General features: G+C 40.4%; 26 protein-coding genes. 17 read left to right on the plus strand and 9 right to left on the minus strand.

Annotation, left to right across the window (positions count from 1 at the left end; all coding sequences use genetic code 11):
- Window positions 1-670 precede the first annotated feature (670 nt).
- From N8M66_RS07615 to N8M66_RS07630, 4 genes are all read left to right on the plus strand, one after another.
- A complete protein-coding gene (locus tag N8M66_RS07615; protein ID WP_261046629.1) occupies window positions 671-847 on the plus strand; it encodes a hypothetical protein in 177 nt (58 codons plus the stop codon).
- Window positions 844-1,125, plus strand: coding sequence for a hypothetical protein (locus N8M66_RS07620; RefSeq protein WP_261046631.1), 282 nt, complete (start codon window positions 844-846; stop codon window positions 1,123-1,125). The genes N8M66_RS07615 and N8M66_RS07620 overlap by 4 nt, the downstream gene beginning before the upstream one ends.
- 857 nt (window positions 1,126-1,982) lie before the next feature.
- Window positions 1,983-2,789, plus strand: a complete 807-nt coding sequence (locus tag N8M66_RS07625; RefSeq protein ID WP_261046633.1) for a hypothetical protein — start codon at window positions 1,983-1,985, stop codon at window positions 2,787-2,789.
- Window positions 2,790-2,810: 21 nt separating this feature from the next.
- On the plus strand, window positions 2,811-4,058 hold the full coding sequence (locus N8M66_RS07630) for a toxic anion resistance protein (protein ID WP_261046634.1): 1,248 nt from the start codon (window positions 2,811-2,813) through the stop codon (window positions 4,056-4,058).
- Between the two features lie 247 nt (window positions 4,059-4,305).
- Here the strand turns inward: N8M66_RS07630 and N8M66_RS07635 are convergent, their stop codons facing one another.
- The 3 genes from N8M66_RS07635 to rpmF all read right to left on the minus strand — a co-directional run bounded on the left by N8M66_RS07635 (window position 4,306) and on the right by rpmF (window position 5,355).
- A complete protein-coding gene (locus N8M66_RS07635; RefSeq protein WP_261046635.1) occupies window positions 4,306-4,869 on the minus strand; it encodes a hypothetical protein in 564 nt (187 codons plus the stop codon).
- Between the two features lie 138 nt (window positions 4,870-5,007).
- Window positions 5,008-5,157, minus strand: a complete 150-nt coding sequence (gene rpmG / locus N8M66_RS07640) for a 50S ribosomal protein L33 (protein ID WP_001265622.1) — start codon at window positions 5,155-5,157, stop codon at window positions 5,008-5,010.
- Window positions 5,158-5,172: 15 nt separating this feature from the next.
- Window positions 5,173-5,355 carry a 50S ribosomal protein L32 gene (gene rpmF / locus N8M66_RS07645; protein ID WP_000290417.1) on the minus strand — a complete coding sequence of 61 codons (183 nt, stop codon included), beginning with the start codon at window positions 5,353-5,355 and terminating at the stop codon, window positions 5,173-5,175.
- Window positions 5,356-5,585: 230 nt separating this feature from the next.
- Here rpmF and ilvD point away from each other — a divergent pair, with 230 nt between their 5' ends.
- Window positions 5,586-7,289 (plus strand): dihydroxy-acid dehydratase, encoded by a 1,704-nt coding sequence (gene ilvD, locus N8M66_RS07650; protein WP_261046637.1) that lies wholly within the window; start codon window positions 5,586-5,588, stop codon window positions 7,287-7,289.
- A 60-nt stretch (window positions 7,290-7,349) separates the two neighbouring features.
- Here ilvD and N8M66_RS07655 read toward each other — a convergent pair whose 3' ends face one another.
- Complete coding sequence (locus tag N8M66_RS07655; RefSeq protein WP_261046640.1) at window positions 7,350-7,691, minus strand: metal-sulfur cluster assembly factor; 342 nt, start codon at window positions 7,689-7,691, stop codon at window positions 7,350-7,352.
- Between the two features lie 167 nt (window positions 7,692-7,858).
- Between N8M66_RS07655 and hisS the strand changes: the two genes are divergently transcribed.
- The 12 genes from hisS to N8M66_RS07715 all read left to right on the plus strand — a co-directional run bounded on the left by hisS (window position 7,859) and on the right by N8M66_RS07715 (window position 16,219).
- On the plus strand, window positions 7,859-9,139 hold the full coding sequence (hisS, locus tag N8M66_RS07660; RefSeq protein WP_261046642.1) for a histidine--tRNA ligase: 1,281 nt from the start codon (window positions 7,859-7,861) through the stop codon (window positions 9,137-9,139).
- Window positions 9,139-9,603: a hypothetical protein gene (locus N8M66_RS07665; protein WP_261046715.1), complete on the plus strand. Its 465-nt coding sequence runs from the start codon at window positions 9,139-9,141 to the stop codon at window positions 9,601-9,603. Before hisS ends, N8M66_RS07665 begins: the two co-directional genes overlap by 1 nt.
- 9 nt (window positions 9,604-9,612) lie before the next feature.
- Window positions 9,613-9,819: a helix-turn-helix transcriptional regulator gene (locus N8M66_RS07670; protein WP_001176233.1), complete on the plus strand. Its 207-nt coding sequence runs from the start codon at window positions 9,613-9,615 to the stop codon at window positions 9,817-9,819.
- The gene (locus tag N8M66_RS07675) at window positions 9,819-10,007 is read left to right on the plus strand and encodes a hypothetical protein (RefSeq protein WP_045606587.1); all 189 of its coding nucleotides are present in this window, start codon (window positions 9,819-9,821) and stop codon (window positions 10,005-10,007) included. Before N8M66_RS07670 ends, N8M66_RS07675 begins: the two co-directional genes overlap by 1 nt.
- A complete protein-coding gene (locus N8M66_RS07680; protein WP_045606589.1) occupies window positions 9,994-10,191 on the plus strand; it encodes a hypothetical protein in 198 nt (65 codons plus the stop codon). Before N8M66_RS07675 ends, N8M66_RS07680 begins: the two co-directional genes overlap by 14 nt.
- Window positions 10,192-10,193: 2 nt before the next feature.
- Window positions 10,194-10,961: a DUF3169 family protein gene (locus N8M66_RS07685; RefSeq protein WP_261046647.1), complete on the plus strand. Its 768-nt coding sequence runs from the start codon at window positions 10,194-10,196 to the stop codon at window positions 10,959-10,961.
- A 10-nt stretch (window positions 10,962-10,971) separates the two neighbouring features.
- Entirely contained in the window at window positions 10,972-11,796 is an 825-nt protein-coding gene (locus N8M66_RS07690; RefSeq protein ID WP_261046650.1) for an ABC transporter ATP-binding protein, read from the plus strand.
- Entirely contained in the window at window positions 11,789-12,487 is a 699-nt protein-coding gene (locus tag N8M66_RS07695; RefSeq protein ID WP_261046653.1) for an ABC transporter permease, read from the plus strand. The genes N8M66_RS07690 and N8M66_RS07695 overlap by 8 nt, the downstream gene beginning before the upstream one ends.
- Window positions 12,488-12,496: 9 nt before the next feature.
- On the plus strand, window positions 12,497-13,135 hold the full coding sequence (locus N8M66_RS07700) for a CPBP family intramembrane glutamic endopeptidase (RefSeq protein ID WP_261046655.1): 639 nt from the start codon (window positions 12,497-12,499) through the stop codon (window positions 13,133-13,135).
- Between the two features lie 17 nt (window positions 13,136-13,152).
- Window positions 13,153-13,383, plus strand: coding sequence for a hypothetical protein (locus N8M66_RS07705; RefSeq protein ID WP_000832185.1), 231 nt, complete (start codon window positions 13,153-13,155; stop codon window positions 13,381-13,383).
- Between the two features lie 153 nt (window positions 13,384-13,536).
- The gene (aspS, locus tag N8M66_RS07710; RefSeq protein WP_261046658.1) at window positions 13,537-15,300 is read left to right on the plus strand and encodes an aspartate--tRNA ligase; all 1,764 of its coding nucleotides are present in this window, start codon (window positions 13,537-13,539) and stop codon (window positions 15,298-15,300) included.
- On the plus strand, window positions 15,278-16,219 hold the full coding sequence (locus N8M66_RS07715; protein WP_061087501.1) for a YitT family protein: 942 nt from the start codon (window positions 15,278-15,280) through the stop codon (window positions 16,217-16,219). Before aspS ends, N8M66_RS07715 begins: the two co-directional genes overlap by 23 nt.
- Window positions 16,220-16,248: 29 nt before the next feature.
- Here N8M66_RS07715 and N8M66_RS07720 read toward each other — a convergent pair whose 3' ends face one another.
- From N8M66_RS07720 to N8M66_RS07740, 5 genes are all read right to left on the minus strand, one after another.
- Window positions 16,249-17,235 carry a LacI family DNA-binding transcriptional regulator gene (locus N8M66_RS07720; RefSeq protein ID WP_049487737.1) on the minus strand — a complete coding sequence of 329 codons (987 nt, stop codon included), beginning with the start codon at window positions 17,233-17,235 and terminating at the stop codon, window positions 16,249-16,251.
- A 9-nt stretch (window positions 17,236-17,244) separates the two neighbouring features.
- The gene (locus tag N8M66_RS07725) at window positions 17,245-18,045 is read right to left on the minus strand and encodes a DUF1189 domain-containing protein (RefSeq protein WP_261046662.1); all 801 of its coding nucleotides are present in this window, start codon (window positions 18,043-18,045) and stop codon (window positions 17,245-17,247) included.
- A 260-nt stretch (window positions 18,046-18,305) separates the two neighbouring features.
- Complete coding sequence (locus N8M66_RS07730; protein WP_004236955.1) at window positions 18,306-19,148, minus strand: sugar ABC transporter permease; 843 nt, start codon at window positions 19,146-19,148, stop codon at window positions 18,306-18,308.
- Between the two features lies 1 nt (window position 19,149).
- On the minus strand, window positions 19,150-20,442 hold the full coding sequence (locus N8M66_RS07735; RefSeq protein ID WP_201058639.1) for a sugar ABC transporter permease: 1,293 nt from the start codon (window positions 20,440-20,442) through the stop codon (window positions 19,150-19,152).
- Between the two features lie 110 nt (window positions 20,443-20,552).
- Window positions 20,553-21,824, minus strand: coding sequence for an extracellular solute-binding protein (locus N8M66_RS07740; RefSeq protein WP_084862202.1), 1,272 nt, complete (start codon window positions 21,822-21,824; stop codon window positions 20,553-20,555).
- Window positions 21,825-22,094 lie beyond the last annotated feature (270 nt).

Here is a 22,094-nt window from a genome sequence, read left to right on the forward strand (position 1 = left end):
CTGCTTCATGGGCGTTAGACCACCTTTATCTTAACTTAATTATAACTCAAAAAAATTTCTAGTACAAGTATAATCGGAGGTTAGAAATTATAAAAAAAGAGAGCACACCCCCCCCACAGCCGAAGCCTTTAATGTAGGAGGTAGTAACTCTCATTACTTGTATTATAACCTAAAAAACTAACTGACGCAAGAATATTAAAGGCCTATCCTTTGGGGTAATCGAAACAGTAAAAGGAACTGACTTAGGAGCCGACCTAAAATAGGTCATTGGGTGCCAAACCAGTTCCTTTATTAATTCAATTATAACTCATTTTGACTTAAAAGACAAATAGAGGTGTCCCACCTCCTACCGCAGAATAAACTGTTTCAAGGGGAGATGGAAAACCTCTATTCGTTAATTTAATTATAGCCTAAAAAACTTTTAAATACAAGGATATTGAGATAATAAGGGTGAAAAAAGAAGTAACCATCATTCCGACCACATAGTGGACAAGGGGAACAAGATTACTTCCTTTATTTAAGTATATAACATTTTTACAAGCAAAGCAAAGTAGCAGGTTAGTCTATCGGGGACCTTTTTACTTTGGAATTCTAAATATGATATAATCAGTGTGAAAGAAAACAAGGGTGGCATAGTTTTAGAAATGGATTTAAGAGAGGAGTAAAGTCTATGAATTTGGAAGAAGCGTTAAAACAAGTAAGCAGCTGGAATCTTAAAAAGCCTGCTCCCTTAATCCCTTCTGAAATGACTGACGAAGAGCTATCACATTTGAGGTTTACCACGTTTTCAAAAGAAGATGAAGAGGCTATGATGGCTGAACTCAAGAAAAGAGGTCTAGTGTTATGAAATACAGTCAACAAGTTTTAGACATGTTAGAGCAAGCTGTCAATGGTCAGATTGATAATTTTTGGGATTTCTCCTTCAAGTTTAACGCTCTTTTTGGAGAAGATGAAGACTTTGCCGAGGCTTGGGACAATGAAAACCCTGAAATGTTTGACGCTCTCAATGACTTTGAGCTGATGATGTTCTTAGAGGAACATGACCCAAGTGATAAGCAAGGATTTATCAATTTCCTAACGCCTTACTATGAAAAGGTAAAACAGTTAGTAAAACATAGCGCTTAGAACAATCTAGGCGCTTTTACAATCTAAATATAGAAAAAGGTGTGAAAGTAAAATAAAAAGCACCTTTGACAGGTGCGATTTACTTGCTTACTGAACTCATCAATTTAAGTCCCCTTTTTGTTACCCTTTATGTTTTCTCAGCTTATTTAAATTTAATAGTTTTTGAGAAAATCAAGTTAGATTTAGAGCAGGCTTAGGCCTACTTTTCTCTATCTAAATCCAGCAAGATAACAAAATGCTTTAATTTTAAGAAATATCTTACAGAAAGCCTACAACAGTGGGCTTTTTGCTTTATCTTAAAACGTTGATTTCTGGGTTTGTTTAGAGATTTGCTAGTAAGATTATTTGCGTATCTAAGTCTATCTATGCCAAGAATTAAGCGATGTTGATGATATAAATCTGGTGTGATATAATGTTTTGGCCCCCTCACTTTAAGGAAGGGAGGTGTTACATATGTTAGAAACTTTACTCACAGTGTTTCTAGCTCCGTTACTGATTAACGTGTTATCTGAGCTTTTCAAGTTATGGCTTAAGAAACGTAAAAAGTAATGGTTAACCCTTTTAGAGGGTAGCAAAAAACCCCATCGGTGGCACGGTGGGGTTTTTTTAGTTACATATGCTGTAACTTTACTCACATTGTAAGTTCATTCTAACATATAACCCCCGATATTTCAAGCTTTTGTTTTGATCTTTCCTCAGAGTGTGTTTGTGGTTTGAGTTCGCTCTACTGAAATGAGAACACGCGCTCCTAGATTCCATTCTACAGCAAAGAAATCAACTCTTTTCTAGGGGATTTCCGCCCTTATTTTGCTCTTTTGTGCTAAAATAGACTTATAAATTGAAAATAAGGAATGTTTATGAAATCGGGTAATGGTTTTTGGAAAGGATGTCTCTATTTTTGGGGCTTCTTGTTCTTGTTGGGACTCTTGGTTCAATATGCTCTTCCGCTTGCGGCTTGTGTCCTACTGGGTTATGGCGGTTACCGTCTCTACAAGCGTTGGCGTTATCCTCTTTTGCAGGATCGTTCTCTCGATGATCGGATTGAGCTTTTAAAAGCTAGGATTCGCCAGGCGGACAAAGATATTCAGCAACTAGAGGGAACTTTAGTAGAAAAAGGCTCAGATTCCTATAAGAGTCTGGCCAATCAAGTATTAATCGAACTGCGGGAAATCCATCAGGAGGCGGATCGTCTCAAGTCCTATATCGATGCTGATGTCTACAACCGTATTGACAAAAAGGTTCGTACAGTAAGGGCAAACATCGATGTTCAGCTAGAACGTTTGGATAGGGAAAGTCAGGTTGATCTTGAAAATGCAGAGCCAGAGGAATTAGCTCCAGAATTATCCCAGACCTTGGCCAATATTGCTATTGACCATCAGGCCATTTTAGACAAGATTGCTACCTCTGCTGAAGGGGATAAGGAAGAATTGACTGCTATTCATAGTTTGAAGATGGAGAAATTCAAAACGATTTTAGAAGGCTATTTAAAGATTAAGGCCAATCCTAAAAACTATAATCGGGCAGAAGAACGCTTAGAGCAAGCTAAAGCAGCCATCGAACAATTTGACCTTGAGCTGGACCAAGTCTTGAGAGAACTCAATGAAACAGATATGCGTGATTTTGATATCAGTCTGCGTATCCTAGAAAAAGATCGTAAAGAATAGGTTAGAAACAAAGGAGTAACTATGACAGAATTTAATTTTGATATTGACCAGATTGCCAATAATACGGTAGCTAAGGTGGATAAAACAACCCAAATCATCGAGACCAATACTGGCTCAGACAAGACCTTGACCTTCCTTGAAAAGTTGAGCCCTGAGCAGCAAGAAGGAATCAAAGCGCACGTGCCCCAGTTGGTAGACCAGTTTGTTACAAATCAAAATGCTCTTTTGGATTTTGGACAATCTGCTGTAGAGGGTGTGAACAATACAGTAAATCGTATCTTGTCAGAACAAAAGAAATTGCAGATTCCCCAAGTGGATGACTTACTCAAGAATACCAACCGTGAGTTGCAAGGCTTTGTAGTTAAATACAAGAACGCTGAAATTGCTGAGTTAGAAGAGAAGCCAAACTTTTTGCAACGCTTGTTTAACAAGAGCAAGAATACCCTACAGGAATTTTACTTTGACTCAAAAACAGTGGAGCAAAAGCTCGATGGTATGGCTGCCGCAGTGGTCAAGCAAGAAGATGTCTTAGCTCGAAATATCGTCTCTGCTGAAATGTTGATTGAGGACAATACCAAATCCATTGAAAATCTAGTGGGAGTGATTTCCTTTATCGAAGCTAGCCAGACAGAAGCTGGTAACCGCGCTGCAGAACTAAAAGCTCAAGCTGACCAACTTGATACAAGTACGGTAGAATACCAAACCAAGTCTCAAGAATTGGCCCGCATGGCTGAAGTGGTCAATACCCTCGAACAACAGCACACGGAGTATGTCAGTCGTCTCTATGTTGCTTGGGCAACAACACCTCAGATGCGTAATCTGGTGAAGGTGTCATCTGATATGCGCCAAAAATTGGGCATGCTTCGTCGCAATACCATTCCGACAATGAAACTTTCGATTGCCCAACTGGGTATTTTGCAACAATCCATGAAATCAGGTGTCGTGGCAGATGCCATTGTCAATGCCAATAATGCTGCTCTTCAGATGCTAGCTGAGACCAGCAAGGAAGTGATTCCACAGATGGAACGAATTGCCCAAAGCCCGACAGTCGCTGTCGAATCGGTTACCAAATTGGCTGAAAGTCTGGTCGCTCAAAACCAAGGTATCGTCGCAGCTATTGAGTTGGGACGTCAGAAACGTGCCCAACTAGAAACAACCATCGTCAAGTCCGCAGAAATGATCAACGATTCCGTCAAACTACGCGATGAGAAAATCGTCCAAGCCCTTCTAGAGCAAGGAAAGGCCGCTCAGAAAGAAGTACAAGAATAACACACAAGTCCCCTGCAAGCATAGTTTGCAGGGGATTTTGCTTTGCTAGGAGTCTTTACCAACCATTGTTAGTTGCAAGCTAGTAGGCCCAACACTAGACGCCCAAGCAGAATTAAGTGCCTATCTCGAAAAATTGAAAGAGATTTAGAGACTTGTGAGAATACTCTGCTAAAAATTTAGAAAAATAAAATGACAGTAGAAAATCTATTGTCATTTTTGTTATTGATGACTGCAACAAAGTTCATCCTTAAATGTTTGAAAGTTTACTTCTTTCTTGGGTATCAGTTTTAATACATTCTTCCAATACCTTTGCATCAACATATATCACATTTCCAATCATTTTTGCAGGAATATTCATAGATAGTACCTGTAAAGAATATTTTTTAACAAGTGGTTCAAGTTTTGAGCCGTTTATATTGTTGTTAATAGCAGGGAAAATGATATCTTCCCATGAAAATGTGTAGTTATAGATTGTCTTGTTAAATCCAAGCTCTCTGACCTTAACTTTATCATGTATGCGAATCAGTTTTACTAGTATATTAACACCATCAATATTCTTAGCTTTATAATTTTCACGTAAGTCTTTAAAATTAGTATAGTTCTTGAAGGCAAGATAAGCCAGTAGAATAATTAAAATTAAAGGGATAATGCCCTTAGATGTTAGCAAGTCACTTATAGCTGTCAACTTAAAACTAAGTATGAAGTTGATAACAACTGCGTACAAAATAGCTAGTAGTGGCAATTTTACAAATAAAAAAGATTTGTATTTTATGGAAGTAATGGTATTGCTTTCTTTAAATTTTATTTTCATAAATGTTTCTCCTTAAATATTATCAGTTGAAAGAATATAGAGAAAGACTATGTAAAGTTAGTTTTATAATAAAACACCCCATCAGCTAGATATTTTTGTCTAACTAATAGGGTGTAAGTCATGAAACGGAATGACCTATTACTTAACCTCTGTAAACACAACGTGTTTGCGAAGTTTTGGTGAGTATTTCTTCAATTGAAGACGGTCTGGAGTGTTACGTTTGTTTTTAGAAGTAAGGTACAAGCGTTCACCAGATTCTTTGTGTTCAAGTGTAATATTTACGCGCATGGTATCTCCCTTCTATTATTCAGCTGATGCAGCTTTAGCGATTTTACGTCCTTTGTAGTATCCTTTAAGTGATACACGGTGAGAACGTGAGTAATCTCCAGTAGTTTCGTCAAAGTTTACAGATGGAGCTGTTACTTTGTAGTGTGTACGACGTTTGTTTTTCTTCGCTTTTGAAGTGCGACGTGCAGGTACTGCCATTTTGATTTCTCCTTTAGGTATTTATATTCGATTCAATCTACTGATTTTCATCAACCATACTAGGATAACACATTTTTTTTGTAAAGTAAAGTTACTTGACAAAAAAAGATGAAAAAATTAAAAGGTCATTAACTAAATTAATCGAAATTTTCTGAAAATTCAAGAATTTTCTTCTGTTCATTGCTTTTAAAATGTGCTATAATAGTAAAAACTGAAATGGGAGGGATAAGATGACTGAATTAGATAAACGTCACCGCAGTAGCATTTATGACAGCATGGTTAAATCGCCAAACCGTGCCATGCTTCGTGCGACTGGTATGACAGATAAGGACTTTGAAGCACCGATTGTGGGAGTGATTTCGACTTGGGCGGAAAATACACCATGTAACATTCACTTGCATGATTTTGGGAAATTAGCCAAAGAAGGTGTCAAATCGGCAGGTGCTTGGCCTGTGCAGTTTGGAACTATTACTGTAGCGGACGGGATTGCCATGGGAACGCCTGGTATGCGTTTCTCTCTAACATCTCGTGATATCATTGCGGACTCAATCGAGGCGGCGATGGGTGGTCACAACGTCGATGCCTTTGTCGCTATCGGTGGCTGTGATAAGAACATGCCTGGTTCTATGATTGCCATTGCCAATATGGATATTCCAGCTATTTTCGCCTATGGTGGAACTATTGCACCGGGGAATCTTGATGGCAAAGATATCGACTTGGTTTCTGTCTTTGAAGGTATCGGAAAATGGAACCACGGTGACATGACGGCTGAGGACGTGAAACGTCTTGAATGTAATGCCTGCCCTGGCCCTGGTGGCTGTGGTGGTATGTATACTGCTAATACCATGGCGACAGCTATCGAAGTTCTCGGTATGAGTTTGCCAGGCTCTTCATCTCACCCAGCTGAATCAGCTGACAAGAAAGAAGACATCGAAGCAGCAGGACGTGCTGTTGTTAAGATGCTGGAGCTCGGTCTCAAACCATCAGATATCTTGACTCGTGAAGCCTTTGAAGATGCTATCACTGTAACCATGGCTCTCGGTGGTTCTACAAACGCCACTCTTCACTTGCTTGCCATTGCCCATGCTGCCAATGTTGACTTGTCACTTGAGGACTTCAATACGATCCAAGAGCGTGTGCCTCACTTGGCCGACTTGAAACCATCTGGTCAGTATGTCTTCCAAGACCTCTACGAAGTCGGTGGTGTGCCTGCGGTTATGAGATATCTCTTGGCAAATGGTTTCCTTCATGGAGATCGCATTACATGTACTGGTAAGACTGTTGCTGAGAACTTAGCTGACTTTGCAGATCTCACACCAGGTCAAAAAGTCATCATGCCACTTGAAAATCCAAAACGTGCGGATGGTCCGCTCATCATCTTGAACGGGAACCTTGCCCCTGACGGTGCGGTTGCCAAGGTATCAGGTGTTAAAGTGCGTCGTCACGTTGGTCCAGCTAAGGTCTTTGACTCAGAAGAAGATGCTATCCAGGCTGTTCTGACAGATGAAATCGTTGATGGCGATGTAGTTGTTGTCCGTTTCGTTGGACCTAAAGGTGGTCCTGGTATGCCTGAGATGCTGTCACTTTCATCAATGATCGTTGGTAAAGGTCAAGGAGACAAGGTTGCCCTCTTGACGGATGGTCGTTTCTCTGGTGGGACTTATGGTCTAGTTGTTGGACATATCGCTCCTGAAGCTCAGGATGGTGGACCAATTGCCTACCTCCGTACAGGCGATATCGTTACGGTTGACCAGGATACCAAAGAAATTTCTATGGCCGTATCCGAAGAAGAACTTGAAAAACGCAAGGCAGAAACAACCTTGCCACCGCTTTACAGCCGTGGTGTCCTCGGTAAATATGCCCATATCGTATCATCTGCTTCACGTGGAGCCGTGACGGACTTCTGGAATATGGACAAGTCAGGTAAAAAATAAACTTAAAAAGCAAGCCAATCTCGGCTTGCTTCTTTTCATCTCCAAAAGTGATTTGCCTGCTTAACGAGGTGGCAGTCCAAGGGCAATACGACCGTAGCGACTGATTCGTGTAATCTTCCAAGCGGGCGACCAAGTAACTTCAACCTTGACATCTTCGATATCCTCGATTTGTTTCAGACCTGCGACGATTTCGATAGGCAGGCTTTCTGCACAATCGCAGGCAGTGTCAGTGAAGGTCATGACAATCTTGCAGAGACCCGTTTCGTCCAGATTGATTTCATAAATCAGGCCTAGATTGTAAACATCCAATTCCACATCTGTATCAAAAACCTTCTCTAGTTTTTCGATAATTTGGTCTTGTAAGGCCAAAGCACGGTCATTGATTTTGATATCGTCTCTCATTACAGTCCCTCCACGTGATAAATATCCTCTATTTTCTCATAATTCTGACAATTTGGCAAGTTTTTGATGAATTTTCTGAAAAGACTCTCTTGAGATTTTCTTCTCTTACTGTTTTAATCCCTCTATTTATGGTAAAATAAGACTATTAAGTTTAAAGAGGATTCCTTATGAAATTACAAAAACCAAAAGGAACGCAGGATATCTTGCCTGCTGAATCTGCCAAATGGCAGTACGTTGAGGGCTTTGCCCGTGAAATTTTCAAGCGCTATAACTATGCAGAAGTGCGCACGCCTATTTTTGAGCACTACGAGGTTATCAGCCGCTCTGTCGGAGATACAACGGATATCGTGACTAAGGAAATGTACGATTTCTATGACAAGGGTGACCGCCATATTACCCTCCGTCCGGAAGGAACAGCGCCCGTTGTTCGTTCCTATGTGGAAAATAAACTCTTTGCTCCAGAAGTGCAAAAGCCAAGCAAATTCTACTACATGGGCCCTATGTTCCGTTATGAGCGTCCACAGGCAGGGCGTTTGCGCCAGTTCCATCAGATTGGTGTTGAGTGTTTTGGCTCAAGCAATCCAGCTACGGATGTGGAGACCATCGCTATGGCAGCTCATTTCTTGAAAGAAATCGGCATCCAAGGTGTTAAATTGCACCTCAACACGCTTGGGAATCCTGAGAGCCGTGCGGCTTACCGTCAAGCCTTGATTGACTATTTGACACCGCTCAAGGATACCTTGTCGAAGGATAGCCAACGTCGCTTGGAGGAAAATCCACTTCGTGTCTTGGACTCTAAGGAGAAAGAAGACAAGGTGGCAGTGGAGAATGCACCGTCTATCTTGGATTTCCTTGATGAAGAAAGTCAGGCTCATTTTGATGCTGTGCGTCAGATGTTGGAAAATCTTGGAGTAGACTATATCATCGATACCAATATGGTGCGTGGTTTGGACTACTACAACCACACGATTTTCGAGTTTATCACAGAGATTGAGGGCAATGACTTGACAGTCTGTGCGGGTGGTCGTTACGATGGTTTGGTTGCTTACTTTGGAGGCCCTGAAACTGCTGGATTTGGTTTTGGACTTGGTGTAGAGCGCCTGCTTCTCATTCTTGAAAAGCAAGGTGTGGCCCTTCCTATTGAAAATGCCCTAGATGTTTATATCGCAGTTTTGGGCGAAGGAGCAAATGTCAAGGCCTTGGAGTTGGTACAAGCTCTTCGCCAACAAGGTTTCAAAGCAGAGCGTGATTACCTCAACCGTAAACTCAAAGCTCAGTTCAAGTCAGCCGATGTCTTTGCGGCTAAGACTCTCATCACTCTAGGAGAGAGTGAAGTCGAAAGCGGACAAGTGACAGTCAAGAATAATCAAACCCGAGAAGAAGTTCAAGTGTCACTTGATGCTATCAATCAAAATTTCTCAGAAATCTTTGAAAAATTAGGCTTTTAATAGTAGAAAAACTGGTCAGGACCTTACTCCTGACCTTTTTCTTTTGCAAAATGACAAAAATCATAAACTTTTTGACAAATATGCTTGTCAAAAAGAAAAAGATGTGTTACAATATAAGCAAGTTAAGAGAAAAGGAGCAGGGAACGATTATGTGGGCATTAGGATTTGTACCTCTTGTGATTATGTTTTATCTCTATCATACCCAAAGGGTCAAGAAATTAGAGAATAAAATCAAAAGAATTGAGCAAAAACAGAAAGGAAATATAGAAATGTCAAGATTATTAAAAGAATTGATTGGGAAGAAACCAACAATCATTGGACAAGTGTTTGGAACAGACAACTGGGAAGTTGTAGATGTTGATGAGGAATGGGTCAAGCTACGCCGTGTTGATAAAAAGGGAAAAGAAAAATTCAAACTACAACGCATTGAGGATATCCAAACCGTTGAATTTGACGGAAAGTAGGTGTGTAACATGCAACTAAAAAATCGTCTAAAAGAGCTTCGGGCTCGCGATGGTCTCAATCAAACCGAACTGGCTAAGTTGGCAGAAGTTTCGAGGCAGACCATTAGCCTATTAGAACGGGACGAATACACCCCGTCAGTTGTGATTGCCTTGAAAATATCTCAGATTTTCAACGAAACAGTCGAATCGGTATTTCGCTTGGAGGAGGATGAGTGATGAACATGTATAGAGTGGTTTATTTTATGAGTGTTCTTGCCCTTATTGTGAATGCATTTGCTATGATTGGAACATTACTGGGTTGGTTCTATTTTGTTGAAAGTAAGTATTTGTTTTGGATTAACTTAGTCCTCTTGTCCATTTTCAATCGGTTGAAGAAAAAGGAGAAAGATGATGAACAAGTATAAAGTGATTTATTATGTAGTTGCCATAGCTCTATTAGTCAGCGTATTTCTACTGATTGGGATAGACTTAGGCTGGTTTAGTCCCTATCAAAGTAACAAATTTGTTTGGGCCTATTTTGCCCTCATACCAGTAATTGAATGGATTGAAAAGAAATCCAAAAATCTAGCAAGTGAAAAAGGAGAATGAATATGAAAAAGAAAAAGAAACGTGGATTGTTGTTTTTAATGTCTATTGTCTTGGGATTTTTTTTGGCCATGTTTGTAGGGATGTTTAAGGCACTTGCTGAATCCCACGGAATTATGTTAGATGTAAAAATCTTGATACCATGGATATCAGCTATTTGTTTAGTGTTAGGTTTCATTAGCATACTTTTGACATTCAATTTCTTAAAGAAAAGCAGAAAATTTCATTCCTTGTATCAAGAAGAAATGGATGATGCCTTGTATCAAGAAGAAATGGATGATGATCTGAATGAAACCTATTATGTGCAAATGCATCGGAATCTCGAGTTTGGAACCATTGCTTTTAATATTGCAAGTGTAGCGATTTTATTGGCTCTTTTCATCTCAGGTAGTGAAGCATTTGTACTAAATAGAAGCCATCTAACCTTATCTCTTTCTTTTTTGGGATTAGTGCTGATTTTCAGTGTTCAAAAATATCTTTTTAAGACCATTGCGATTGTTCGTCAGTTTGATTTGGCATTTTTCTCTACACCAAAGGATGTCATGGACTTTATCAATTCTTACGATGAAGGGGAGCGCCAGGCTAATTTGGAACAGAGTTTTCGAATTTTATTCCAATTAAACCAGTATGTCTTGCCAGGTTTGTATATTTTGATTGATCTCTTTTCCTTACTGACAGGAGAGATTCAGTTACTAGCCTTCTTGCTTGTAGGAGCTATCCATATTTATATCAATGTGATGCAGTTACCTATGGTAAAACGTTATTTCAAATAAAGGAGTTTCTATGATTCGTGTTGAAAATGTAAGCAAAAGTTTTGGGAGCAAAAAAGCTCTTCATCAGATTTCTTTTGAGATTAAGGAAGGTGAAATCTTTGGTTTTCTTGGACCTTCTGGCTCAGGTAAAACAACCATGATCAATGTCTTAACAGGTCAGTTGGCTGCAGATCAAGGTAAAACAGTTTTGTTAGGCAAGAATTCTCAAGATTTAACCTCAAAGGATTTGGAACAAATTGGTATTGTTAGTGATGGCAGTGGTTTTTATGAAAAGATGAGTCTTTACAAAAATCTTCTCATCTATGCTAAGTTATATGGCCTCAAGGCAGATAGAGTAAATCAGGTGCTCCAACAGGTTGGATTGGCAGATGCTAAAGATATTATCGCAGAAAAACTATCTACAGGAATGAAACAACGAATGTTCTTGGCTCGTGCCCTTCTGAATGCTCCTAAGATTCTCTTTCTAGATGAGCCAACTAGTGGTTTAGACCCTACAACATCTAAGATGATTCATACCCTACTTCAAGAATTAAAGCAGGCGGGGACAACTATCTTTTTGACCACGCATGATATGAATGAGGCAACTCTGCTTTGTGATCGCTTATCTCTTTTGAATAAGGGTAACCTAATAGAGTATGGAAGTCCGCAAGACATTATCCAGAAGTACCATGTGGATAAGAAAGTACATGTGGTTTATAACGATGGACGAGAACAGACAGTTCCATTTGAAGAATTGCCACATTTAGACACGACAGATTTGATGGTGGTTCACTCTTGTGAGCCAACTTTAGAAGAAATCTTTATCAGATTGACAGGAGAAAAGTTAGATGTTTAGAAAATTAAATGCCCTACTATGGTTAAGATTACAAGTTCTTATCAGCAATTCAACTTTGTTGGCGACTCTATTGATGCCTTTTGGAATAGCTGTTCTATATAATGAATTCTTCAATAAGAATGGAGAATTGAGTATGTTTCTCCTCTCTTCGAGTTTGACGATGGTCTTGAGTATGGGAAGTGGTTATATGGTATCGATTATGATGGCAGAAGATAAGGAAAAGCGCAATCTTAAATCACTCATCCTAAGTGGTGTGACAGCAACAGAATATACTTTCAGTATGCTTGTTCTCCCTATTTTGATAATGTTATTTGCTATGATTGTACTGCCCATCTATCTTAAAGTAGATCTATCAAGTTACTTATTGGCCTATGTTATCTATTTAATCCTAGCAACTATTAGTATTATTTTTCTCAACCTTTTAATCGGTGCAGTGTCAGATACTCAATCTAAAGCGCAAGTCTATAGTATCTTTCCTATGTTAATCGTCTCTTTTTTACCTATAATTGCTCTTCAAAATGATACGCTTCAGAAAGTGTTGGATTACTCTTTTATTGGTCCAATTGTAAATCTTTTAAATAAAAAAGGTGGGGAAATATCTTTTTCTAATATTGGTATGTTACTTGCCTGGGTACTTGTGTTAGGAATAGCGAACCTCTTTGTATTGAAAAATAGCTATAAAGCAAGATAGGAGAACTTTATGAAATTACTTAAAAACCTCGGCTGGTTTCTTCTAGCTGTTCTATCCTTTTTCTTTGGCTATGGTCTGGTTCAGAGTATGGCTCTGTCAGCTCTTGGACTAGGGGCTTCGATATATGGAGTTTTACCACTTTATATCGCCCTGTCAGGAGCCTATGTTTATGGAGTTTACAGATGGTATCAGACAGAAAAGGTTAGCATCCAGACGACTGCTTTTAATCGTCATATCTGGTTGCCTACTCTGGTTTTGCTAGTGGCTATTACAGCCCAGTTCTTTTTACCAGAAGATCCGTCGGTCAGTCAACAAATCGTATCTCAACTGACAGTGGAACAGCCTGCATTTGCTTTCTTTATGGTGGTGGTCTTTGCTCCTTTGACGGAAGAACTTATCTTTAGAGGGATGTTGGCACGCTATCTCTTTCCTAAGCAGGACAAGAGCAAACAGGTTCTGTTTCTTCTGGTATCTAGTCTTCTGTTTGCCTTGATTCATTTCCCAGGTGATGTGCAACAATTTTTAGTCTATACTAGTCTTGGTTTTAGCTTGGGCTTGGCTTACATTAGCAGAAAAGGTCTGGTCTACAGTATTTCTCTCCACGCTTTGAATAATTTAGTCAGCTTTTTGATGATTCTCATGCTATAATAGAGTCAGGAGGTCACATGAAACGAGTAATTTTATTAGCAGTGATTCAAGCAGTTGTTCTATTTTTCATCATTGGGGCGCTAGCTTATGCCTTTAAGGGCGATTTCTTCTACAACTATCTAGCAGTTGTCTTTGCCCCTATTGCAGGTGTCTTGCGCTTTGGGACAGCTTATACAACAGAAATTGTCTTGCCTCGAAAGGCAGCCGAAATTGCTGAAAAGCGTAAAGCAGGCAACAATTCAAAATAAAAGAGTCCGGTGAAGTTCATCGGATTTTTGTATGGCTCTAATTTTTAGAGTCTTCACCTGATTTTTAAAGACTGGCAAACTTTTCTGATGATTTTCATGAAGAGCCTGCGCTTTTATGGTAAAATAGTAACAGAATAAAAGAGGAGAGAAACAATGAAACGTAGTATGTATGCTGGTCGTGTTCGTGAGGAACACATCGGACAAGAAATGACTTTGAAAGGATGGGTTGGTCGTCGTCGTGACCTTGGTGGTTTGATTTTTATCGATCTTCGTGACCGTGAAGGAATCATGCAGTTGGTCATCAACCCTGAAAAAGTTTCTGCAGAGGTCATGGCAACAGCTGAAAGCCTTCGTAGCGAATTTGTTATCGAGGTGACTGGTCAGGTTGCTGCGCGTGAGCAAGCCAATGATAAGTTGCCAACTGGTGCAGTTGAGTTGAATGTAACAGCTCTGACAGTGCTTAATACAGCTAAGACAACCCCATTTGAGATTAAGGATGGCATTGAGGCCAATGACGATACACGTTTGCGTTACCGTTATCTTGACCTTCGTCGTCCAGAAATGTTGGAAAATCTTAAACTTCGTGCCAAGGTGACCCACTCTATCCGCAACTACTTGGATGAGTTGGAGTTTATCGACGTGGAGACACCATTCCTTTCTAAGTCAACGCCTGAAGGGGCGCGTGACTATTTGGTGCCATCTCGTGTTAATAAAGGGCATTTTTACGCTCTTCCTCAAAGTCCACAAATCACTAAGCAGTTATTGATGAATGCTGGTTTTGACCGTTATTACCAAATCGTTAAATGTTTCCGTGATGAGGACTTGCGTGGAGACCGCCAGCCTGAGTTTACCCAGGTCGACTTGGAAACGTCCTTCCTTACTGAGCAAGAAATCCAAGATATCACAGAAGGATTGATTGCGCGTGTCATGAAAGAAACTAAAGGCATCGAAGTGACGCTTCCATTCCCTCGTATGAAATATGATGATGCTATGGCTCTTTACGGTTCTGACAAGCCAGATACCCGTTTTGACATGTTGCTTCAGGACTTAACAGAAGTGGTTAAAGGTGTTGACTTCAAAGTCTTTTCAGAAGCACCTGCTGTGAAAGCCATTGTGGTCAAAGGAGCTGCGGACAACTATTCACGTAAAGACATCGACAAGATGACCGAAGTAGCCAAACAGTACGGTGCCAAAGGTCTTGCTTGGGTCAAGGTAGTTGACGGAGAATTAAACGGACCAGTTGCTAAGTTCTTGACGGACATCCAAGCAGAATTGACAACAGCGCTTGCTCTTGAAGACAAGGACTTGGTTCTCTTTGTGGCAGATACGCTTGAAGTGGCTAATGCAACGCTCGGTGCCCTTCGTGGACGTATTGCCAAGGAGCTTGGCTTGATTGATAACGATAAATTCAACTTCCTTTGGGTGGTTGACTGGCCAATGTTTGAATGGTCTGAAGAAGAAGGCCGTTACATGAGCGCCCACCATCCGTTTACCCTTCCACAAGAAGAAACAGCTCACGAACTAGAAGGTGATTTGGCTAAAGTTCGTGCCATTGCTTACGATATCGTCTTGAACGGTTACGAGCTTGGTGGTGGTAGCCTCCGTATCAATCAAAAAGACCTTCAAGAACGCATGTTCAAGGCTCTTGGTTTCTCAGCTGAAGAAGCAAATGATCAGTTTGGTTTCCTTCTTGAAGCAATGGACTATGGTTTCCCACCACACGGTGGTTTGGCTATCGGGCTTGACCGTTTTGTGATGCTTTTAGCAGGAGAAGAAAATATCCGTGAAGTCATTGCCTTTCCTAAGAACAACAAGGCAACTGACCCAATGACACAAGCTCCATCAACAGTCGCTCTCAAACAACTAGAGGAACTCAGCTTACAAGTAGAAGAAGATGAAACAAGCAAAACGAATTAAGCGGTGGCGCTATTATCTGCGCCGCTTTGCTTATCAGATAAAAATTTTACGTGTCTTACAAAGCATCTCTCGGGAAAAATATGATGAGAAAATTTCGGCCTCTCTGGTCTATGGTTTTCTATCAGCAGTAGCGGTTAATTTCTTTTTCCAACCAGGGCATGTGTATTCGAGTGGTGCAACAGGTTTGGCACAGATTATCTCTGCCTTGAGTAATCACTGGTTTGGTTTTCATATTCCGATTTCGCTAACCTTCTACGCTATCAATTTTCCTTTGATGGTCTTGGCCTGGTATCAGATTGGCCATAAATTCACTATTTTTACCTTTATCACGGTATCCATGAGTTCCTTCTTTATCCAGTTTGTCCCTGTGGCGACCTTGACGGAGGATCCTATTATCAATGCCCTTTTTGGGGGTGTTGTCATGGGCTTGGGGATTGGTTTTGCTCTTCGAAACAATATCTCCAGTGGTGGGACGGATATCGTCAGCCTGACCATTCGTAAGAAAACAGGTAAGAATGTCGGCAGTATTTCTTTCTTGGTAAATGGGACCATCATGTTGATAGCTGGTTTGACCTTTGGTTGGAAATACGCTCTCTATTCTATGATTACCATCTTTGTCTCTAGCCGTGTGACAGATGCTGTCTTTACTAAGCAAAAACGCATGCAGGCCATGATTGTGACCAATCATCCAGACAAGGTAATTGAAAAAATCCATAAAAAATTGCACCGCGGAGCAACTATGATTCACGATGCAGAAGGAACCTATAATCACGAAAGAAAGGCAGTTTTAATCACTGTCATTACACGTGCAGAGTTTAATGAATTTAAACAGATTATGAAACAGGTGGATCCAAGCGCCTTTGTCTCTGTATCGGAGAATGTTCATATTTTGGGACGATTCGTTGAAACAGAAAATTAATGATCAAAAAAACCAGCGCGAGCTGGTTTTTACTTTTCAATAATTTTGTGGGCGATCAACTGACGGTAACAAATTTGTTTATTGCTTTTAGCATCGTTGATAATCTGGAGGATGGTTTCAAGGGAAACACGACCAAGTTCTAGACTATTAATATCGACATAGGCCGCCAAGTTGAGCTTGGGATTGACTGAGTCGAAGCTGAGGACAGGAACATCCAGTTGGTGCTTAGCAATGTAATCACAGACCCCTTCGGCTAGGAGACTATCGGTTGTAATGATAGCATCAATCTGCGGGTCATGCTGAAAGAGGAGTTTACTAAATTGATACCCTTTTTCTTCTAAGAACTCGGTTGCGAAATAGGTCAAATTTTCGTCAATAGGCAGTTGGTGTTGTTTGAGTGCTGACTCGTAGCCTGTTAAACGGTCTTGCGTTACGAAGAGTCGCTTAGTTCCTCCAATAAAGGCAATTCGTTTGCAGCCTTTTTTGATGAAATATTCGGTCGCATCAAAACCAGCTTGGACATTGTCGTTATCGACAAGGGGGATAAAGGGTGAAATGGATTTCCCTAGGATGAGGAAGGGGAACTGCTCATCAGCGACCAGTTTGACCAAGGGATCCTCTTCTTCGGCATAAAGGAAAATCAAACCATCCACACGTTTACCGTAAACCATCTGTGAAATAGCTTTAAGTCGCTCTTTTTCGTCTTTACCTGTTGCAATCTGAATGGCATAGTGGTTTTCAGAGGCGACTTGGGCAATACCACGGAGGACAGATGGGAAGAAAGGATTTTGATAGAAGGCGTCTGAGTCGTCAGGAAGCACCAAGCCAATAACTTGGGTATAACTGCTTACCAAGCTACGAGCGTTGAGGTTGGGGTGGTAATTTAGTTCCTTCATCGCCTTGCGAACGCGTTTTTTTGTTTCGTCGCTAATGGTTGATTTATTTTGAATAACACGGGTTACGGTTGAAGGCGAAACACCAGCAGCCTTGGCCACGTCTTTAATCGTAACGGGCATAAAAATCTCCTATTTATGGTAATCTGGATCACGGAAATGCGTTTTATAAAAAATAGCGACCAGATAAAGGACAAAAAGAATGTTTTGTACAGTAATCAGAGTTGTCATATTTTGGCCAAATAATCCCAAAATAAGTGTAATCAGAGTTGGTAATCCTAAACAGTTCAAGATAAAATGGTAGCACTCTTTAAAGGTTCTAAATGAAAAGAGGCGTGATTTCTTAGTGATATAAAGGAGAAGACTCGCTCCTAGAGAGACAATAAAGAAATTCAAACCAAAGAGGAAGCTAGCACCGAGAACTAGGAAGAGACTGATATAGACGCGATTTTGTTGGTACCAGTCTTTAGAAATTGCTTGGGTCAAGCTATCCTTATTTTTGAAACTCTCAGTCTGAATGGTTCGGTAAGAGATGCGGGTCAATTCCTTACTTTCCTTGCTGATGATCAGTTCTTTTGTATCGAAATGCAGTTGCAAGTCCTTCGGTAATTCTTTGCTTGGGCTTGGACCAATCACAATAGAAGGCGCTTGACTAGCTGTACCTGTATAAGTTAAGTCGCCATCAACAATTCTAGCATGTTCAGAGAGATCCTGGACAACTTCATCTGTCAGAGGTTCATAGACATTATCGATAAAGGTTTCTAGCGGATAAGTCTCCTGTGAGCTGTTTTGGATGGCAATAGGTACCATGGACAAGCTGATAAGGAAGATACTGGTAAAGAGAAGCTGAAACCAGTTGAGCCCGAAACGTTTGGACAGGGGCTTACGAAATCCCCAAATACTTGAAAAATAGGAAAATGGATATGGAAGCATAGGTATCTTTCTAAAAGGTGTTTTCTATATGAGTATTATTATATAGAGAAATGTGCTTTATTTCAAGTCTAGGAGACAAATTGCTTGCTACAAGGATATTATTTACAGTAGCAAGCACTAATACTCAATGAAAATCAAAGAGCAAACTAGGAAGCTAGCCGCAGGTTGCTCAAAGCACGGCTTTGAGGTTGGAGGTGAAGCTGACGTGGTTTGAAGAGATTTTCGAAGAGTATAAAATGAAAAAGGGTGGCGGGGATATATTATCCCTTGTCGCCACCACTTGTAAGTCCTGAAACAAAGTTCTTTTGTAGGAAGAAGAAGAGAATACAGATTGGAAGGGCGATGAGGATAGCACCTGCTGAGAAGTAGGCAATCTTCATGTTTTTCACATTGCTAACGAAGGTTTGGAGACCTACGGCAACAGTAAAGTATTCTTTCTCACGAAGCAAGAAACTAGAGAGGATGTAGTCCCCGAAAGGTCCCATGAAGGCCCAGAGAGCTTGTACGGCAACCATTGGGCGAACAAGTGGAAGAACAATTTGCCAGAAGCGGCGGAAGTGTCCTGCACCGTCTAGTTTTGCAGATTCGTCTAGAGACATTGGCACTGTATCGAAGTAGCCTTTCATGAGCCAAGCATTCATTGGGATACCACCACCAACGTAGAGGAAGATGAGGAACCAGCTGTGGTTAAGGGCGTTCAACATAAGCGCCATAACGAAGAAGGCTGTCAAAGCGGCCATGGTTGGCACCATTTGGATAATCAAGAAGAAGACTAAACTTTGTTTACGAGCCAAGAAGTTGTAACGGCTGTAAGCATAACCAGCAAGTACGATAATACTTGTTTGAACAGCCATAGTAATTAAGGCGATAATCAAAGTGTTGAGGTACCAAGTACCGTACAAGGTTTCAGTGAAGAGGCCTTTAAAGTTATCAAAATTGAGGTCGATATTAGTATCTAGTTTAAAGGCTGAGACGTTACCTGCTTTAAAGGCTGACATGATGGTAATCAAAAGTGGATAGATAATCACGATTGATAGGCCAATTAAGTAGAGGTAAGTAAGGGTTTGAGTCAGTCTACGTTTGAGTTTAATTGAGTTATTCATCTTAGACATCCTCCATATCAAATGCGTGTAGTTTCTTGAATGCGATCATAGAGATTGAGATGACAATGATAGAGATAATCAAGGTAACAGCTGCCGCCATTGAGTATTGAGGAGATGTACCTGTTGTCAAACGGTAGATCCATGAAATCAAGATATCTGTTGAACCAGCTCCTCCTCCGACACTACCAGGACCTCCACCATTGAAGAGGTACATGATAGAGAAGTTGTTAAAGTTGAAGGTGTATTGGCTAATCAAAGTAGGTGCTGCAACAGCCAAGATCATTGGGAAAGTGATGTTGCGGAATTTTTGCCAAGCATTAGCACCGTCAATATAAGCTGCTTCGTAAAGGTCGTTAGGAATAGATTGCAAGATACCCAAAGTCAAAACGTAGATATATGGGAATCCAAGCCAACCTTGCATCATAATCAAGGCAACCTTAGTCCAAGTAGGGTCTGTTTTCCAAGGGATAAGAGCCCCATCAAGGAAAGGAAGGAATTTAGCAAAGATCGGCAAGACTTGAGTGTTGATAGCACCAACACTATCATTAAACATATTTGAGAATGTCAAGATAGTGATGAAGGCTGGGACAGCCCAAGGAAGAAGGAAAATAACACCAAAGATACGTTTTCCTTTGATAAATGGTTGGTTAGCAATGATAGCTGTGAAGATACCAATCACGATCTGTAAAGTTGAGGCAGATAAAGCCCAAATGATAGTCCAAGAAAGAACAGAACCAAAGGCAGAACGGAAGGTACTCAAGCTCCAAATGTTTGTAAAGTTGGTCAAACCAACCCAGTCCAACAATTTGTTTGGTGGCAAGTGTTGGAAGTCGTAGTTGGTAAAGGCAATCATCAAGGTTACGATAACGGGGAAGATGATTGCAAAGGTCATGGCAATGTAAGATGGAATGATCAAGAGGTAAGGGAAACCATTCTCATAGATTCCTTTGACCATTTCTTTAAAGGTAAGTGCTACTGGAATACCATTATTAATGTGTTTGGCAGTTGTATGTGCATCTTTGATATTTGCGAAATAAAAGAGTACATAAACAACTACAAAGATTAAATGGAAGGCACCACGAATCAGCATGAAGAGGGAATTATCACGACCTGGCTTGTCACCAAGAGTGATGAGGTTGCTCAATTCAGGGGATGCAAGTGCTAGGAAATAAAGGACAAATACGATGGTTACGCCAAGGAAGATAAAACCTTTGGCCTTTTGTTTATTGTAAATCTGTCCTAACCCAGGAATGATAGACAGCAGGGCTGCTTTACTAGGTTGTTGCTTTTCCATAATAACTCCTTTCATAGGATACTGGTTTCTAATCAAAACCTAAACTATATATGTTTTTTATTGATAAATTCAAAGGGGGATTTGAATTCCACCCCCCTTGAACAAACTTTTTATTCACCAAATTTTTGTTTGATTGTTTCTTTGATCAATGTTACAGCATCGTTAGCAGCTGTTTTAGCATCTTTCTTACCACTTACAGCTTCAAATAACATTGTTTTAGCTGGGTCCCAAACTGCTGACATTTGAGAGATGTTTGGCATTGGTTGAGCGTTCTTGAACTGTTTGATAACAGCTGTTGTCAACTCATCGTTTTTACCTTCAGCGTATGAACGAGCTTCAGTGTTAGCTGGGATTTCGTTAGTTGTATCGTAGAAGGCTTTTTGTTCTTCAGTTGAAACAAGGAAGTCTACAAATTTTTGAGCAGCTTCAAGGTTCTTAGTGCTTGATGGGATGATCCAAGCTTTACCACCACCGAATGCTGCGTAGTCTTTTCCGTTTGGAAGAGTTGGGATAGTTGCAACACCGTAGTTTACTTTAGCGTCTTTGAAGGCTTTAGCTTTCCAAGGTCCGTCAATGATAGCAGCTGTTTTACCTTCTTGGAATTGAGTTTGGATTAGGTTTCCAGCTCCTTCAGTATCTTGCATACCTTTAGGCCATTTTTCATACCAAGATTTAGCGTATTCTACACCTTTGATAGCGCCGTCGTTTGCAAGACCGATGTCTTTAGCGTCTTTACCGTTTTGTCCGAATACGTAACCGCCGTTACCAGCAAGAAGTCCGTATGCAAAGTAGAAGTTTGTCCAGTCAGCTAGGAAAGCAGAAGTTTTTCCATCTTCACCAGCGAATGCGTATTTGCTATCTTTAGCAAGGTTTTCTAAGTCAGCAAATGTTTTTGGAGCTTCTTTTACCAAGTCTTTGTTGTAGTACATAACAAGTGACTCGATAACGGCAGGAGCACCGTAAACTTTACCGTCAGCAGCTGTTACAAGAGATTTAGTTTTATCATCTGTTTTAGCGCCGTCGCTCAACTTCACTTCTGAAAGTTGGCCGTCAGTACCAAGGCTACCTACACGGTCGTATGGTGCCATCATAACGTCAGCAGCTTTACCAGATTGGTTATCTAGAGAAAGGTTGTCAAGACCACCCATTTGGTCTCCGGTTTTGATAGTCACTTTTACGCCAGCTTCTTTTTCGTAAGCTTTTGCAGCTGATTCAGCAAAAGCTTTGTATTGGTCTTCAACGTAAAGAGTGATTTCTTTCGCTTCAGATGAACCAGCATCAGCAGCTTTTTCAGCAGGTTTGCTTCCGCAAGCTACCAAAAGCAAGCTAGCAAGTGTAGCAGTTCCAAGCACAGCAGCGCTTTTCATGAATTTAGATGACATAGTGTATTCCTCCTAAAGAATAACAAATTTTATAATGAGGAAACGCAAACGTTTTCCTTTATGGGACTAGTATAGCACAATCGGAAAGCGGTTGCAAGTGTTTTTTGTAAAAATTTTAAAAAAATTCACGAAAAGGGTAAGCGTTTTATTTGTTTATAATAGTAGAAAATCCCAAAAATCGGTTTTGTTTTAAATTTAAAAAAAGTCGGGAAAACGATTGCCTAATTTACAAATGGAAAGTAGAGAGGATTCTCACTTTATTTTTGCTTA

The sequence above is a fragment of the Streptococcus mitis genome (assembly GCF_946188585.1).
Lineage (GTDB): Bacteria > Bacillota > Bacilli > Lactobacillales > Streptococcaceae > Streptococcus > Streptococcus mitis_DG.

What these genes read in the sequence shown, in the direction of transcription:
- N8M66_RS07615 (WP_261046629.1), top strand. Translation starts at nt 671, where the DNA reads ATGAATTTGGAAGAAGCGTTAAAACAAGTAAGCAGCTGGAATCTTAAA.
- N8M66_RS07620 (WP_261046631.1), top strand. Translation starts at nt 844, where the DNA reads ATGAAATACAGTCAACAAGTTTTAGACATGTTAGAGCAAGCTGTCAAT.
- N8M66_RS07625 (WP_261046633.1), top strand. Translation starts at nt 1,983, where the DNA reads ATGAAATCGGGTAATGGTTTTTGGAAAGGATGTCTCTATTTTTGGGGC.
- N8M66_RS07630 (WP_261046634.1), top strand. Translation starts at nt 2,811, where the DNA reads ATGACAGAATTTAATTTTGATATTGACCAGATTGCCAATAATACGGTA.
- N8M66_RS07635 (WP_261046635.1), bottom strand. Translation starts at nt 4,869, where the DNA reads ATGAAAATAAAATTTAAAGAAAGCAATACCATTACTTCCATAAAATAC.
- rpmG (WP_001265622.1), bottom strand. Translation starts at nt 5,157, where the DNA reads ATGCGCGTAAATATTACACTTGAACACAAAGAATCTGGTGAACGCTTG.
- rpmF (WP_000290417.1), bottom strand. Translation starts at nt 5,355, where the DNA reads ATGGCAGTACCTGCACGTCGCACTTCAAAAGCGAAGAAAAACAAACGT.
- ilvD (WP_261046637.1), top strand. Translation starts at nt 5,586, where the DNA reads ATGACTGAATTAGATAAACGTCACCGCAGTAGCATTTATGACAGCATG.
- N8M66_RS07655 (WP_261046640.1), bottom strand. Translation starts at nt 7,691, where the DNA reads ATGAGAGACGATATCAAAATCAATGACCGTGCTTTGGCCTTACAAGAC.
- hisS (WP_261046642.1), top strand. Translation starts at nt 7,859, where the DNA reads ATGAAATTACAAAAACCAAAAGGAACGCAGGATATCTTGCCTGCTGAA.
- N8M66_RS07670 (WP_001176233.1), top strand. Translation starts at nt 9,613, where the DNA reads ATGCAACTAAAAAATCGTCTAAAAGAGCTTCGGGCTCGCGATGGTCTC.
- N8M66_RS07675 (WP_045606587.1), top strand. Translation starts at nt 9,819, where the DNA reads ATGAACATGTATAGAGTGGTTTATTTTATGAGTGTTCTTGCCCTTATT.
- N8M66_RS07680 (WP_045606589.1), top strand. Translation starts at nt 9,994, where the DNA reads ATGAACAAGTATAAAGTGATTTATTATGTAGTTGCCATAGCTCTATTA.
- N8M66_RS07685 (WP_261046647.1), top strand. Translation starts at nt 10,194, where the DNA reads ATGAAAAAGAAAAAGAAACGTGGATTGTTGTTTTTAATGTCTATTGTC.
- N8M66_RS07690 (WP_261046650.1), top strand. Translation starts at nt 10,972, where the DNA reads ATGATTCGTGTTGAAAATGTAAGCAAAAGTTTTGGGAGCAAAAAAGCT.
- N8M66_RS07695 (WP_261046653.1), top strand. Translation starts at nt 11,789, where the DNA reads ATGTTTAGAAAATTAAATGCCCTACTATGGTTAAGATTACAAGTTCTT.
- N8M66_RS07700 (WP_261046655.1), top strand. Translation starts at nt 12,497, where the DNA reads ATGAAATTACTTAAAAACCTCGGCTGGTTTCTTCTAGCTGTTCTATCC.
- N8M66_RS07705 (WP_000832185.1), top strand. Translation starts at nt 13,153, where the DNA reads ATGAAACGAGTAATTTTATTAGCAGTGATTCAAGCAGTTGTTCTATTT.
- aspS (WP_261046658.1), top strand. Translation starts at nt 13,537, where the DNA reads ATGAAACGTAGTATGTATGCTGGTCGTGTTCGTGAGGAACACATCGGA.
- N8M66_RS07715 (WP_061087501.1), top strand. Translation starts at nt 15,278, where the DNA reads ATGAAACAAGCAAAACGAATTAAGCGGTGGCGCTATTATCTGCGCCGC.
- N8M66_RS07720 (WP_049487737.1), bottom strand. Translation starts at nt 17,235, where the DNA reads ATGCCCGTTACGATTAAAGACGTGGCCAAGGCTGCTGGTGTTTCGCCT.
- N8M66_RS07725 (WP_261046662.1), bottom strand. Translation starts at nt 18,045, where the DNA reads ATGCTTCCATATCCATTTTCCTATTTTTCAAGTATTTGGGGATTTCGT.
- N8M66_RS07730 (WP_004236955.1), bottom strand. Translation starts at nt 19,148, where the DNA reads ATGAATAACTCAATTAAACTCAAACGTAGACTGACTCAAACCCTTACT.
- N8M66_RS07735 (WP_201058639.1), bottom strand. Translation starts at nt 20,442, where the DNA reads ATGGAAAAGCAACAACCTAGTAAAGCAGCCCTGCTGTCTATCATTCCT.
- N8M66_RS07740 (WP_084862202.1), bottom strand. Translation starts at nt 21,824, where the DNA reads ATGTCATCTAAATTCATGAAAAGCGCTGCTGTGCTTGGAACTGCTACA.